Genomic DNA, 13474 nt, shown 5'->3' with positions numbered 1-13474 from the left:
TCGATCATTCATATTTAATATTTTCAGAATCAGGAGAAATAAACATGGTAGAAATGTTCTATGACAAAGACGCCGATCTTGGCGCACTTAAAGGTAAAACAATTGCTGTAATGGGCTATGGTAGCCAGGGTCATGCTCAGGCACAGAACCTTCACGACTCCGGCCTTGATGTCGTTATAGGTCTCAGAGAAGGAAGCCGCCGCTGGAAACAGGCAGAAAATGATGGCCTTAAGGTCATGACTGTAGCAGATGCTGCAAAAGCTGCAGATGTTGTCCAGATCCTCCTTCCTGATGAGATCCAGTCAAAGATCTATTATTCAGAGATCGAGCCAGGACTTGAAGCAGGAAATGCCCTTGTGTTCTCACACGGATTCAACATCCACTACAACCAGATCGTACCATCAAAGGACCTTGATGTCTACATGGTAGCACCAAAGAGCCCAGGTCACCTCGTAAGAAGGACATACAATGAAGGAGCTGGCGTACCAGGTCTTATCGCAGTCTACCAGGATGCAAGCGGAAATGCACGTGAAATGGCACTCGCACACGCAAAGGGTGTCGGATGTACAAGAGCCGGTGTCATCGAGACAACATTCCGTGAAGAGACAGAAACCGACCTTTTCGGAGAGCAGGTCGACCTTTGTGGCGGTGTCGCAAGTCTTATCAAGACATCCTTCGAAGTTCTCGTAGAAGCAGGATACCAGCCAGAGATGGCATACTTCGAGACACTACACGAGCTCAAGCTCATTGTCGACCTCATCCACGAGGGCGGTCTTGAGAAGATGTGGTATTCAGTCTCCAACACCGCAGAATACGGCGGTCTTACAGTAGGCCCACAGGTCATCAACGAAGAGTCCCGTGAAGCAATGTACATTGCACTCGAGAGGATCCAGAACGGTGAGTTCGCACGTGAGTTCGTCCTTGAAGGACAGACAAACCATGCTGTACTGACCTCCATGGAACGCCTTGAAAGGGAACACCCTGTAGAGGTCGTTGGTAAGAAGCTCAGGGCAATGATGCCATGGCTTAACAGCGAACTCAACGAAGAGTAAGCTTATAGTATAAACTAGATCATTTTTCAGGACATCATGTCCTGAAAACCTTCTTTTTTAGTGATCCCTATGTCAACTATCATAGAAACCATTCTGAACCGTCGAAGTGTCAGGGAATACACCGATGAGCCGGTCAGTGAAAAAGACATCAATACCATCCTTGACTGTGCCAGATGGGCGCCATCAGGTCTTAACAACCAACCTTGGAAATTCATTGTTGTACAAGATGAAGACACCATCAAGAACCTGGCACAATGCACCCATTACTCGACCATTGTACTAGGGTCAAAAGTATTGATCGCAGTCTATCTTGACAATTCCGAAATGTACCACCATGACAAAGATGTGATGGCCATCGGAGCATCGATACAGAACATGTTGCTTGCCTGTGTCGAACTTGGACTTGGCTCAGTATGGCTTGGCGAGATCCTCAAACAGGCGGAAAAGGTCAATTCGATCCTTGAGGTCCCGGAAAGTTATGAGCTTATGGCAGTGATAGCCATTGGAAAACCTGTGGAAAAGGAAAGAACGTCCAGCAGGAAAAGCATTTCAAAACTTACTTTCGAAAACAGATTCGGCAACAAGTGGACAGGTTCGAACTGAACCCTCCACAGATACATTCACCCAGAAGAAACTAAAGTAACAATAATTGCCGTCTTATTTTTTCCTGTAACTGCTTCGCATCTGTGCTGCAACCTCACATTTACGATTGGCACAATATTCCTTGGCATCCTTACCCTGTTCTTTGACACGCAACCATCGCCAGCCACATCCTTCACACACCTTATCGGTGATGGTCAGCCTGCCGTTCTTTGGAACAGACTGGGTATGACCACAACGTTTTGTACAGCCAAGGAAACGTGAGTCCTTGGTGGTGATAAGAAATGTCTGACCATCGCAGGCAGGACATGCACCCACCACTTCCGGAGGATAACATTCCTTTTCCATATCACATGAGAAACACGGACCAATACCCACAGCCCAGAAATATTTGCTCCCCACCTTCAAAACAGCGGCTCCGCCTTTCTTGCACGTACGGGACCTCTGCACGGCCAAAGCACCTGTTTTCGGCAAAGGGAAAGTGTTCTTGCACTGCGGATAGCCAGTACAACCTACAAAACGACCTTTGTCCGTAGTGACGATACGAAGCACCCGCTCACATTCACTGCATTTACCAATATGGTTCTTCTTATCAGCCTCGACCGCTTCATCCGTAATTGTCCCTGCTATACGAGTGACCATAAGATCGCGATTGCTCAAAAGCTGTGAATACATCCCCTTGATAAGCGAAGTACCCTCTTCAAGGGCCAGCTCGAACTTCTTGTTCCCGTCCTCGACATCCTGTATGAGGGATTCTATGCTTGAACGGATATCAGGTTTCACAAGGATGGGGACGGAGCTGTTCAGTGCATCCATCAAAGTGAAACCAGTATCGAGTATGGCAATGGTCTTCCCTTTGACCTCGAAATAGCCACGTTTCTTGTTGGTCTCTATGTGGCTCGGAGCAGTTGCTTTGGTACCAATGCCATGCTTATCCATGAGCGTAAGGAGCTCGGCCTCGGTGAGCCTTTTCGGAGGTGTTGTCTGTGACTTTATATTAGTGATCTTCTTGACATCGAGAACCTCATCCTGATCAAGATTAGGTAATATCTTATCCTGTGGTTTCTCAAAGGGATAGACAGCAAGCCATCCGGCGTTCTTCTGTATCGAGCCCGTGGAATCGAACAGTTCGTCTTCCATGGTGATCTCGAAGCGTGTCTTTTCAAATACAGCCGGCGGAAGCAAGTTCGCAATGAAATGTCTTACAATAAGATCATATACATCCCATGCACGCGGCATCTTGACAGCTCTTTCGACCTCCATGCGTGAACCTGCCTTGATGGGATGGATAGGCGGGTGGTCATGCCCATCCTTCTTTCCATTACGGGGGACTATGGCCTTTTGTGACAGTAATAGCAATGCAAAATCCTGATAGTCCCCTTTAGTAAAGCCTTTGAGTATGCTGGCGAAATCCATATCATCGGCATACATGTTCGTCTCTGTCCTAGGATAGCTCGTAAACCCTGAAAGATAAAGCTGTTCAGCGATCTCAAGAGCCTGATCAGGACTCACACCCAGATATTTCGATGCACGTTTTAGGAACTCATTGGTGTTGAGCGGGAAAGGAGGATTCGTATTCATCTCCTTTACTGTCTTCTTAGAAATGACAGCGTTCTTGCAACCCTTCAGTTTCTTGAAGATCGCATCTGCTTTTTCTTTATCATAAATGTGACCACCGCGGTGCAACCCTATGATATCAGCACCTTTTCCAGTGAACACTCCCTCTATCTTCCAGAAATCTCGGGAATCGAACTTACGGATGGCAAGTTCACGTTCATAAACAAAACCACATGTAGGTGTCTGACATGGTCCGATGGAGAGAACACCTTTGGTCCTTGCCCGCTCCCGCACAGAAAGGGTCACGAATCGAGTAAAGGATGCACCCATCTTGAGATCAAGTATCTGCCTTGCCTCTGCGGACATAGCCATATCCTCATCAGGCTCCACGAGGTCATTAAAGGCCTTTTCGATCTCACTTTTGGAAAGGGAGGAAAACCGTGCACGTTTGACCGTTGCATCGGATACTTTCTCTGCAATGGACTTCGCCTCGAAACCAATATTCTCCCCTTCCCTGTCAAAATCGCAAGCAAGCACAAGAAGGTCTGCACCCTTGGATATCTTCATGATGGCACTGCCAAATGATACTTTGGTGATCTTCTTCAAAGGATCGGTATCCAAAAGAACAGCGGGGTCCACATCCCTCCAATTGCTAAACTCTTCGGGATAATCATAGCCCATGATATGACCCGCAAGTCCCATGATCTTCCAGAGAGAACCGTCCCTCTGGAACTCATATACAGAAACACCATCCACGATGCTTCTTTTTGCGGAGCCTCCGGACAGTATGGTCGATATCTGTGCAGCGGCCTTGTTCTTCTCGGTGAATACTACTGTGGTCATGGATAATTGAGTGGATAAAGTAGTTCAAATAGCGATACTGTTCCTAAAAAAGGTATGACATTACATAACGCTAACACTACATTAAAGTTATCTGGTAGTAGAAATGAGAAAATTACAGAAAACGAATAAAAATATAGGTGAACAAAAGGTTCACCTTACTACCAGAACTTCCACAGGAGAATGACGTAATACATTTTCCGCCACACTTCCAAGAAGCAATCGTGTCAGACCAGTCTTACCGAGAGTTCCCATTACGATGAGGTCGATATCGTTATCCTGTGCATATCTGATGATCTCTTCAGCAGGATGACCTTCAAGCAGAACGGGTTCTGCATCCACGCCATTTATTTTGGCGACTTCGACAATCTCGTTCACTGCTTTTGTAGCCTCTTCCCTCATTACATCAAATGGTACTTCCCATCGCATCATCCTTGAGCCTATAGGCATGGAAGAAGCGGGATGTGTCGGAAGGACACAGACTGCATAGACCTTTGATCCAAGTAGTTCTGCCAGGTTCATTCCTGAAAAAATAGCATTCTTTGCATTATCAGAACCATCGGTAGCTATCAATATTTTCTTATAACTTTTACCTGCCATGTAATACCCCCAGTAATACATAGGTGTTCTTTAAAACATATTCACCCAACTAAAATATACTTTTCAATAGTATATCAGATTTACTAAAATGTCCTGAGAAAGTTCGGCCACAGGAATATGAAACATATATATGCACCTGTGCTGTATTGCAACTACAAACAAGACTTGAAAAATAACATATTAAGCTACAGATCATTATGCCGGAGTAACTATGACATTAATGGAAGATGCAAGGAAGGGACTGATCACTCCTGAGATTAGAAGTGTGGCCGAAGTTGAAGGGATAGATGCAGACCTGGTAAGGTCCTGTGTTGCAAAGGGACTTGTGACCATCCCAAAGAACATCAAAGGTAAATCCCGTGCATTTGGTATCGGGAAATATATGAGTGTTAAGATAAACGCCAATATCGGAACCTCAAGGGATTTTGTGGATATCGATGACGAGGTCGATAAAGCAAAAGCAGCGGTAGAATACGGAGCAGATACCCTTATGGACCTGTCTACCGGAGGCGACCTCGACCTGATACGTTCAAGGATAATGGATGCAGTGGATGTGCCTATTGGAACCGTACCAATATACCAGGCAGCAGCATCACATAAGACCGTGGTCGATATGACATCCGATGACATGTTCAATGCCGTTCGCAAACATGCTGAGGATGGGGTCGATTTTGTCACCATCCATTCAGGTGTCAATTATAATGCATTGGAAAGGCTCAAAAAGGGTGACAGGATCACAAATGTGGTCAGTCGTGGCGGCTCTTTCACCATTGCATGGATGATACATAATGAGCAGGAAAATCCTTACTATGCTGAATATGACTACCTTGTGGAGATAGCAAAGGAATATGACCTGACCATAAGTCTTGGCGATGGCATGAGACCAGGTTGTATCCATGATGCATCCGATGCACCAAAGTTCATGGAGTTCATCACCCTCGGAGAACTTGTAAGCAAAGCAAGGGAATCAGACGTGCAGACCTTTGTGGAAGGTCCGGGCCATGTACCTTTGAACGAAGTAGAGCTTAGCGTGAAGGCCATGAAAGAATTGTGCCACGGTGCACCTCTTTATCTGCTCGGCCCTCTTGTGACCGATATTGCACCAGGCTATGACCACATAACCGGAGCTATCGGAGGCACACTGGCAGGAATGTGCGGAGCGGACTTCCTTTGCATGACAACACCGGCAGAACATCTTGCATTACCAACCATAGAGGACATACGCGAAGGTGCCATTGTCACACGTATCGCTGCACATGCTGCCGACCTTACCCGCGAGGGACAGAAAGAGAAGGCACGTGAGCTGGATGACAGGATGGCACATGCACGTGCCGACCTCGATTGGGAGACCCAATACGAAGTTGCCATCGATACTGAAAAAGCACGCAAGATAAGGGAAAGCCGAAATACCGGAACTGATGCATGTTCCATGTGCGGGGATCTCTGTGCCATGAAGATAGTCAAAAGTGCACTTGAAGAGAGCAGGCAGAAAGACAATTGATCTTCCTGTAGCTCTTTCTTTTTTTCAATTACTGAAATCTAAGACCTTTTGCACTTTTCTTTTTTTATATCCATTGCTAATTTTAAAGGACGCTTTTGCCAAAATGTCGGAAAGTATATATAGAAATATGAGCATAGACAATCCTGTCGATAAATAGACAGGATTGTGCATCACATGGAAGAAAAGGTATTGAACAACCAGACCGAACAAAAAATGAAAGACTTACCCGATGCGGTCATGGAGACCATTGGTCTGAAAAAAAGCTATTATCTGTCCGACATGGAAGTACCCATCCTTCATGATATCAACATCACTGTGAAAAAGGGCGAGTTCATTGCGATCATGGGACCATCGGGTTCTGGCAAAAGCACTCTTATGAACCTGCTTGGATGTCTTGACAGGCCAAGTGGGGGACAGGTCCTTGTCATGGGCAAGGACATAAACAGCATCTCTGAGAGTGAACTTGCAAAGCTTCGGGGATTAGAGATCGGTTTTGTTTTTCAGAACTTCAACCTTGTTTCAAGACTTACAGCTTTACAGAATGTCCTTTTACCAACACACGCTAACCGCAGAATTGATGTCAACGTGAACCAACGTGCGAAACAGCTTCTGGGACTGGTAGGACTGGATGACCGCATGGAACACAAACCTACTGAGCTTTCAGGTGGACAATCACAGAGGGTCGCTATTGCAAGAGCCCTCATTAACGAACCTGCCATCATTCTGGCAGATGAACCTACGGGGAACCTCGACTCGAAGACAAGTGTCGAGATAATGGAACTCTTTTCCGAGCTTCACAGGAATGGAAGCACGATAATAATGATAACACATGATCCTGAGACATCAGCATATGCTGACAGGACCATCCATGTGAAAGATGGCTATATAGAGAATAATTAAGGTGATGACATGGGAAATGATAATTCGAGAATAACGAAGGAAATAACGGTCTTTGCAGTTATGATGGTCCTTTTGATAATGGTAATGCCTTCCGCATCTGCACAGGAGAGCAGTGTAACAAGCCTGGATATCAGCGTTCAGAAATACGAACCATTTCCGGCAGAGATAGGACAATATGTGGATGTGTGGGTAAAGGTGGAGAACTTCAGGTCAGGACAGTCCGATGACGTGACAATAAAACTTGTGCCTGAATATCCATTGTCCCTTGATTCTGAAAAAAATGCTGAGAATAATATAGGCATACTTTCACCGGACAGTGCATCTGTGCAGGAGTTCCGCCTGTACGTAGATGAGAATGCAAAACCCGGGACAGCTTCCTTTGATGTGTATTACAGAGGCACGGATAACAGTCCCTGGATAAAGGACACTTTCAAAATAAAGGTCGGTTCCACCACATTTGATAGTAAAGGCACTCTTGAGCTTACTGAGACCACATCCACCCCGGATATGTTCAGCCCGGGAGATAAAGGTACGATAAGTTTCAAATTGACAAATACAGCATCAGAGAACACTATCAATTATGATGGAGAGGATTATGACACTAACGCACGCATCCAGTCGGCAAGTCTTACAGGTGTTGACAGCATCAAGGTCACCAGCGGCGTTCAGGAAGCCGGTATAATCGGTCCAGGTAACTCGGTCACCCTTACATTCAATGTAGAGGTTCCGGAAGATGTCCAGGAAGGAACATACTATCTTGACCTTGCGATCATTGGTAATTCATATTCCTATAACAACATCTGGAGAGTACCTGTCACCATTGACAGTTCATCCCTGAAGATAATCCCCTCAAAGTCCATGACATTAACGAACAGTGAAGGGAAGATACAATTCGATGTTGCGAACCTTCACCAGAACACGATATCCTCTGTGAGTGTAAGACCAGTGGCAGAAGGGATCAAATTCTCACCTGCAGAATATTTTATCGGCTCAATGAAACCGGACGAGCTTTTTACAATTGAATTTAACGCTATTGCGGAAGAGGAAAGAGAACAATCTTCGCTCACCCTTGAAGCAGAATACAGGAACGGGTTTAACGATCACACAACTTCTGCCAATGTGGGAAACCTCGAGGTAATTGAAGAAAAGCCAGATACCAGCACTGGCAGTACAACTATTGCTTTCGTAATTTTGATAGTGGCAGCAGCAGGGATTTTCGTTTACAAGAAAAGGAAACAGGATTGAGCGGAGTCAGAGGTACTATCAAAAGGAGATAATACAATGGTCGATCTGAAGCAGTCACTTGAAATCGCATTGGGAAGTATTTTTAGCTCCAAGCTTCGTTCCACATTAACAACTCTGGGGATCGTGATAGGGGTAGCTGCTGTTATCGCCAATGTTTCCTTAGGTGCGAGCTTTAACCAATATTTTGATGAAGAGATAGGAACGATAGGCTCGAATTTCATCTATGTGGGTGCAAATGAACCAAACACGTTATTTGATAACGAACTGGAAGTTGTCAGGAAAACACCAGGAGTGCTGAGAGCTTCACCCATCAATGAACAGGTCGCAGAAGTCACTTATATGTCAGATTCGCGGAGAGTGACAATTACGGGGGTCACAGGCGACTATGATGAGGTCGCCAACATTGGGCTTAGTGAAGGGAACTTCATCAAAGACAATGATCAGTATGTGGCTGTGATAGGTTATGAGGTATCTGAAGATACGTTTGACCGAAAGTTATCGAATAAGAATTCGATCGAGATCAATTTCCGAACACGTGATGGAGAAGAGATAACACAGACATTCCAGGTCAAAGGTATTGTCCAAAAATCCGAACCAAGCTTCATAGCAGGAGGGATGGTACCCGATAAAAGGATATTCATTCCAATATCGACCATGAACGAGATCCTCTCGGTCAGTGATTATTCCAGCATATTCGCCGAGGGAGAATCAATTGAGACGGTTACCGAAACATCCGAGGAGATCGATAAGAGACTCGGAAGATATATGGGGATCTCATCAAGGGATATGGAAGAAGATGATATCAAACCTTATTTCATCGTAGACCAGCAGGAGTTGCTTGAGGAAGCGGGCTCCCTTTCAAGTGCTCTATCCGGACTGCTGACAGCAGTTGCATTCATTTCACTTGTTGTAGGGTCCATCGGGATCATGAACATCATGCTTGTCACCGTTACCGAACGTACATCGGAAATAGGTTTGATGAAGGCTATAGGGTACTCCAATTTCGATGTTCTTACGATGTTCATCGTCGAATCAGCGGTCGTGGGAACTATCGGTGGCGTCCTTGGAGTGATACTTGGTTGTGCTGGAGCCTATGGGGCTGCAGCTTTCATGAACCTGCCAGTGGTGCTTCCTGCATCAAAGATATTCGCAGGCTTCGTCGTATCCATATTCGTAGGTCTGATCGCCGGAGCATATCCTGCGAACAAGGCTGCTAAGATGAAACCGGTCGATGCATTGAGACATGATTGAAAGAACGAAACTCTAAAATGCAAAGGAGAAGATAATATGATCGATAGCTGGATTTTCTTCCCGGTACATTTTTTGCTGTTCCTGCTATTTGCAGGGCTTGCGATAGGTGGTACCATTTTCTGTATATGGATGCTTATCGATTGTATCATGAACGAGCCATCGAAGGGAAATGACAAACTTATATGGGTCATTATTATAGTATTTGCACAATTATTAGGTGCACTGACATACTTCATTTTCAGAAGACAAAAACGCAATGCGGATTCTGATGCAGCGGATGTATGATACGAATATTATCGTGATAAAGGAGAATGTTCAACATGGGTCTAAATGATATAACAAAATGGATACGTGATTTCTTCGGAGTGGTCACTAAAGGACAGACCTATCTGAATCTGACGTACCTTTTGTTCACATTCCCCCTCGGAACAGCTTATTTCATATTCCTTGTAACCGGACTTTCCATGGGTCTAGGTCTATCCATAACTCTGATCGGACTTCCGATCCTGATATTGATGCTCGTTGCATGGTGGGAACTTGCCGCGTTTGAAAGACAGCTTGCGATCTGGCTTCTGGGAGTGGACATACCACCCATGGAAAGCCGCGGGATGGGAAAAAAGAAGAACTTCGAGAAAATAAAGGGCTATATACTAAATCCTGTGACATGGAAAGGGCTTCTTTTCCTCTTTATTAAGTTCCCATTGGGGATATTTACACTGATAGTCTCTTTCACACTGATAGTAATAACTCTTGCTTTTATTGCAACACCCTTTGTCTATAAGCTTACTGACGTCGGATACAGTATTGGGAGCAGTACGGTAGTTATCGATTCTTTTGCCGGTGCTTTGCTGATGATGGCCTTCGGGGTACTTATAGGAATAATTTCACTGCATGTTATGAATGGGATGGCAAAACTTTCAGGTATTCTTGCAAAGAACCTGCTTGGAAATGCAAATTCCGATATGACCAATGAAAAAGATTACACCAGTTTTGAAGATTTCGAACTGGATGAAGCAGAAAGTGGAAATGATGAACAAGAAGATGAAACAAAAGCTACAGGGTCCATCGGGAAGGTCGCACCCATGGATGCAGAGTATATCGAAGAATACGACAATGGTATTCAACAGGAATAATGAACGTTGAGTTGAAAGATAGAAAAGAAAAGGTCAGAGTTTCATTTTTTCAAGCCGTCCGTAGAAATCAAGGATATGATTAGTAAGTTCACTGTCAAGGTTCAGACTGAAAGTTCTTATCTGTTTCCCAAGACGCTTTTCAATGACGATGTTCGAGTTGAGAAGGGGTTCAATGACCCGGGCAACGCTTGAGTGGGACAGACCGGTCTCTTCCGCAATACCGGAGAGATAAGTAGATTCCCCTTTATGCTGAATTAGGTTCTTCAGAACCGTTATCTGTGCAGTCTTCCCAAATATTTTCTCAAGAGCGTCCATTGACATCACCGTTAAATATACGATAATAATTTATAAGGCTTTCTCATAATTGGCTATTGATACAATATATGAGTGGACCTTATCATATTTAGAAAGGCTTTAATAATATCATCCATTTATGTTTAGATACATTTGAAAGTTGTGGTATATATGGAAAGAGAAACGCTTGAAAAAGACATACTGAGACTTCTCGAACAGCAGCCTGAGATCAGTGCAAAGGAGATAGCAGATCAACTTTCGGTTTCTGAGGACATGGTGGCCAAGACCATTGAGAGCCTGTCGGATACAAGACAAAAGGTCCTCATTGTGGATGATGAGCCGGATGCCGTCATTGCTACCAAGAGAGCCCTCGAAGCAGACGGATACAATGTCATTGAAGCGAACAACGGAAACATGGCCTTTGATGTGCTCAAGTCCGATATACCCGATGTGATCCTTCTTGACGTCATGATGCCTGACATGGATGGCTTTGAAGTCTGCAGGAGATTGAAAGAAGAACCTCTCTATGAGAACATACCTGTGATCATGCTCACAGCAAAGGGAGAGATCAATGACAAGGTAGAGGGTCTGGATATTGGTGCTGATGACTACATGACCAAGCCGTTCAATCTGAAAGAGCTGAAAGCAAGGATAAAGACTGTGTTGAGAAGAACACAGGAGTAACTTTTTTAACGCACTTATCGTGCTGACCTCATATGTTTGCCACAAAAAGCAGATGGAACGTTATCATCGTTGTAATGATAACGATGCTTTTCATTTCTTCTATCCTTTTTCTGGGGATCAGGGCAAATACAGAGGTAGAAGATCTTTTTGTTGAGATGTTCACCCGGGAACAGACCAGCCAGGCACAGCAGATATCGACCGGGATCACCACGTTCCTGAACGAAAAGGTCACAATGCTTGAGATAATCTCAAGGAACCATAATAACATACCCGATGATAATTTCAATACCATTTTTTCGATAGTCTATAACGAGTCGGAAGGCTTCCATGCTATCGAATACATAAACAGTACAGGCATAATCGTCTCAGGATATCCGGAGGAGAATGTGCCTTTCGGATACGACCTCTATGAAAATGATAAGTCTGATGCCTTTGAAAAAATAAAAGGTACAGGTGAGACCTACATCACAAATCCACTCACTACTTTAGAGGGTGAACTTGCGATATATGTGTGGATACCCCTTTATCTTAATGATGGCAGTTTTGAAGGGGCCATAGTTGCCATAATAGAGATAGACGAAATAACGAAGCAGACCATAAAAACGGAATATGAATCAGGATATATTTATCTCATCGACGATAATGCAAAGCTGCTCTACGATAGTTCCGATGATCATCTCGTAGGAAAGAATTATTTCAATATCATAAACGAGCCTGACCACAGACGGCTTGATATCATCGGCATGCAGACAGAGGGACTTTCAGGTAGCGGACAATTCTCTGAGAGGAACAAGAATGGTTTCCTCGAAGAGAAGATAATCTCCTTTGTACCTGTGAACTGGTATAACCAGCAATGGTCCGTGGGTGTCGTTACTCCATTGTGGTATGTTGGGTCCCTTATACAGTCGGTCTATGTCAAGCAGGGCCTTTTCGCAATGATCTCCATTGCATTCATCCTCTTTATCAGTGCATTTGTCGCTCTGATACTGTTCTCCTGGAACAAGACCCTTGAGGATGAGGTGAAAAGCAAGACATCAGAGCTGGAAAGATCGAACGATTATCTCCAGAACGCTAACAAGAAATTAAAGGAACTTGACCGTCTGAAGAACGATTTCGTTTCAATGGTCTCCCATGAGCTAAAGACCCCGCTGACAGCCATGAAGACCTCCAGCGAGTTCCTGAGGGAAAGCGAATGCAACCAAGAGATCAAGGAAGAGATGCTGGACCTTATTGTAAGGAACATTGACAGACAGGCGAGAATGGTCGATGACCTGCTGGACATATCCCGCATAGAATCAGGAAAGATGAAATTCACACCTGAGGATGTGAACATCAAAGAGATAATCGAGATTGCCCTTCATACTGTACAAAAACATTCCAAGGATAAGAGCATAAAGATCATGGTGAACTGCCCGGAAGATGTGCCGGTCATCAGGACGGATAAGGACAAGCTCATAAGGGTCTTTGTGAACCTGCTGACAAATGCGATCAAGTTCACACCCGAAGAGGGAGAAGTGAGCATCATCGTGGAAGATCATGATGATCACCTGCAGACAAGTATAAAGGATAATGGCATAGGCATCTCCAAGGAAAAACGCGAGAAGATATTCGACAAGTTCTATCAGGTGGACAGCACTGCCACAAGGAAGGCAGGAGGCACAGGACTTGGGCTTGCGATCATTAAAGGCATTATCGAGGGACAGGGTGGAAACATTTACCTTGACAGCGAGACAGGCAAGGGCAGCACATTCACTTTCAGATTACCGAAAGAGCTGAAAGAGGACGATTTCACCGAGATTGAGGGAGCTTAAGTGAGG

Annotated in this window: 13 protein-coding genes; 10 read left to right on the top strand and 3 right to left on the bottom strand. The window is 44.7% G+C overall.

The window, feature by feature from the left end:
* The first annotated feature begins 44 nt into the window (after nt 1-44).
* The gene (ilvC, locus tag AC20MK_RS04335) at nt 45-1052 is read left to right on the top strand and encodes a ketol-acid reductoisomerase (RefSeq protein ID WP_487356760.1); all 1008 of its coding nucleotides are present in this window, start codon (nt 45-47) and stop codon (nt 1050-1052) included.
* A 69-nt stretch (nt 1053-1121) separates the two neighbouring features.
* Nucleotides 1122-1655 (top strand): nitroreductase family protein, encoded by a 534-nt coding sequence (locus tag AC20MK_RS04330; protein ID WP_487356759.1) that lies wholly within the window; start codon nt 1122-1124, stop codon nt 1653-1655.
* A 54-nt stretch (nt 1656-1709) separates the two neighbouring features.
* On the opposite strand, the gene AC20MK_RS04325 is transcribed toward AC20MK_RS04330, so the two are convergent.
* Together AC20MK_RS04325 and AC20MK_RS04320 are read right to left on the bottom strand one after the other, a co-directional pair.
* The gene (locus AC20MK_RS04325; protein WP_487356758.1) at nt 1710-4052 is read right to left on the bottom strand and encodes a DNA topoisomerase I; all 2343 of its coding nucleotides are present in this window, start codon (nt 4050-4052) and stop codon (nt 1710-1712) included.
* A 150-nt stretch (nt 4053-4202) separates the two neighbouring features.
* Nucleotides 4203-4649, bottom strand: a complete 447-nt coding sequence (locus AC20MK_RS04320; RefSeq protein ID WP_487356757.1) for a universal stress protein — start codon at nt 4647-4649, stop codon at nt 4203-4205.
* A 211-nt stretch (nt 4650-4860) separates the two neighbouring features.
* Between AC20MK_RS04320 and thiC the strand changes: the two genes are divergently transcribed.
* From thiC to AC20MK_RS04290, 6 genes are all read left to right on the top strand, one after another.
* Nucleotides 4861-6150, top strand: coding sequence for a phosphomethylpyrimidine synthase ThiC (thiC, locus tag AC20MK_RS04315; protein ID WP_487356756.1), 1290 nt, complete (start codon nt 4861-4863; stop codon nt 6148-6150).
* A 174-nt stretch (nt 6151-6324) separates the two neighbouring features.
* Nucleotides 6325-7050, top strand: a complete 726-nt coding sequence (locus AC20MK_RS04310) for an ABC transporter ATP-binding protein (protein ID WP_487356755.1) — start codon at nt 6325-6327, stop codon at nt 7048-7050.
* A gap of 9 nt (nt 7051-7059) precedes the next feature.
* Nucleotides 7060-8295: a COG1361 S-layer family protein gene (locus AC20MK_RS04305; protein WP_487356754.1), complete on the top strand. Its 1236-nt coding sequence runs from the start codon at nt 7060-7062 to the stop codon at nt 8293-8295.
* Between the two features lie 36 nt (nt 8296-8331).
* The gene (locus AC20MK_RS04300; RefSeq protein ID WP_487356753.1) at nt 8332-9546 is read left to right on the top strand and encodes an ABC transporter permease; all 1215 of its coding nucleotides are present in this window, start codon (nt 8332-8334) and stop codon (nt 9544-9546) included.
* Nucleotides 9547-9582: 36 nt separating this feature from the next.
* A complete protein-coding gene (locus AC20MK_RS04295) occupies nt 9583-9831 on the top strand; it encodes a PLDc N-terminal domain-containing protein (RefSeq protein WP_487356752.1) in 249 nt (82 codons plus the stop codon).
* A gap of 35 nt (nt 9832-9866) precedes the next feature.
* Nucleotides 9867-10679: a sensor domain-containing protein gene (locus AC20MK_RS04290; RefSeq protein ID WP_487356751.1), complete on the top strand. Its 813-nt coding sequence runs from the start codon at nt 9867-9869 to the stop codon at nt 10677-10679.
* Between the two features lie 33 nt (nt 10680-10712).
* On the opposite strand, the gene AC20MK_RS04285 is transcribed toward AC20MK_RS04290, so the two are convergent.
* Entirely contained in the window at nt 10713-10994 is a 282-nt protein-coding gene (locus tag AC20MK_RS04285) for a MarR family transcriptional regulator (RefSeq protein ID WP_487357058.1), read from the bottom strand.
* Between the two features lie 150 nt (nt 10995-11144).
* On the opposite strand from AC20MK_RS04285, the gene AC20MK_RS04280 reads away from it, so the two are divergent.
* Nucleotides 11145-11657: a response regulator gene (locus AC20MK_RS04280; RefSeq protein ID WP_487356750.1), complete on the top strand. Its 513-nt coding sequence runs from the start codon at nt 11145-11147 to the stop codon at nt 11655-11657.
* A gap of 32 nt (nt 11658-11689) precedes the next feature.
* Complete coding sequence (locus AC20MK_RS04275) at nt 11690-13468, top strand: sensor histidine kinase (RefSeq protein ID WP_487356749.1); 1779 nt, start codon at nt 11690-11692, stop codon at nt 13466-13468.
* The last annotated feature ends 6 nt before the right edge of the window (nt 13469-13474 follow it).

The sequence above is a fragment of the Methanococcoides sp. DA23 genome, from assembly GCF_057593895.1.
The sequence above is the reverse complement of the archived record's forward strand: the minus strand, read 5'-3'. Positions and strand labels throughout refer to the sequence as shown.

Coding starts and splice junctions, on each gene's coding strand:
- ilvC (WP_487356760.1), top strand. CDS start 45: ATGGTAGAAATGTTCTATGACAAAGACGCCGATCTTGGCGCACTTAAA.
- AC20MK_RS04330 (WP_487356759.1), top strand. CDS start 1,122: ATGTCAACTATCATAGAAACCATTCTGAACCGTCGAAGTGTCAGGGAA.
- AC20MK_RS04325 (WP_487356758.1), bottom strand. CDS start 4,052: ATGACCACAGTAGTATTCACCGAGAAGAACAAGGCCGCTGCACAGATA.
- AC20MK_RS04320 (WP_487356757.1), bottom strand. CDS start 4,649: ATGGCAGGTAAAAGTTATAAGAAAATATTGATAGCTACCGATGGTTCT.
- thiC (WP_487356756.1), top strand. CDS start 4,861: ATGACATTAATGGAAGATGCAAGGAAGGGACTGATCACTCCTGAGATT.
- AC20MK_RS04310 (WP_487356755.1), top strand. CDS start 6,325: ATGGAAGAAAAGGTATTGAACAACCAGACCGAACAAAAAATGAAAGAC.
- AC20MK_RS04305 (WP_487356754.1), top strand. CDS start 7,060: ATGGGAAATGATAATTCGAGAATAACGAAGGAAATAACGGTCTTTGCA.
- AC20MK_RS04300 (WP_487356753.1), top strand. CDS start 8,332: ATGGTCGATCTGAAGCAGTCACTTGAAATCGCATTGGGAAGTATTTTT.
- AC20MK_RS04295 (WP_487356752.1), top strand. CDS start 9,583: ATGATCGATAGCTGGATTTTCTTCCCGGTACATTTTTTGCTGTTCCTG.
- AC20MK_RS04290 (WP_487356751.1), top strand. CDS start 9,867: ATGGGTCTAAATGATATAACAAAATGGATACGTGATTTCTTCGGAGTG.
- AC20MK_RS04285 (WP_487357058.1), bottom strand. CDS start 10,994: ATGGACGCTCTTGAGAAAATATTTGGGAAGACTGCACAGATAACGGTT.
- AC20MK_RS04280 (WP_487356750.1), top strand. CDS start 11,145: ATGGAAAGAGAAACGCTTGAAAAAGACATACTGAGACTTCTCGAACAG.
- AC20MK_RS04275 (WP_487356749.1), top strand. CDS start 11,690: ATGTTTGCCACAAAAAGCAGATGGAACGTTATCATCGTTGTAATGATA.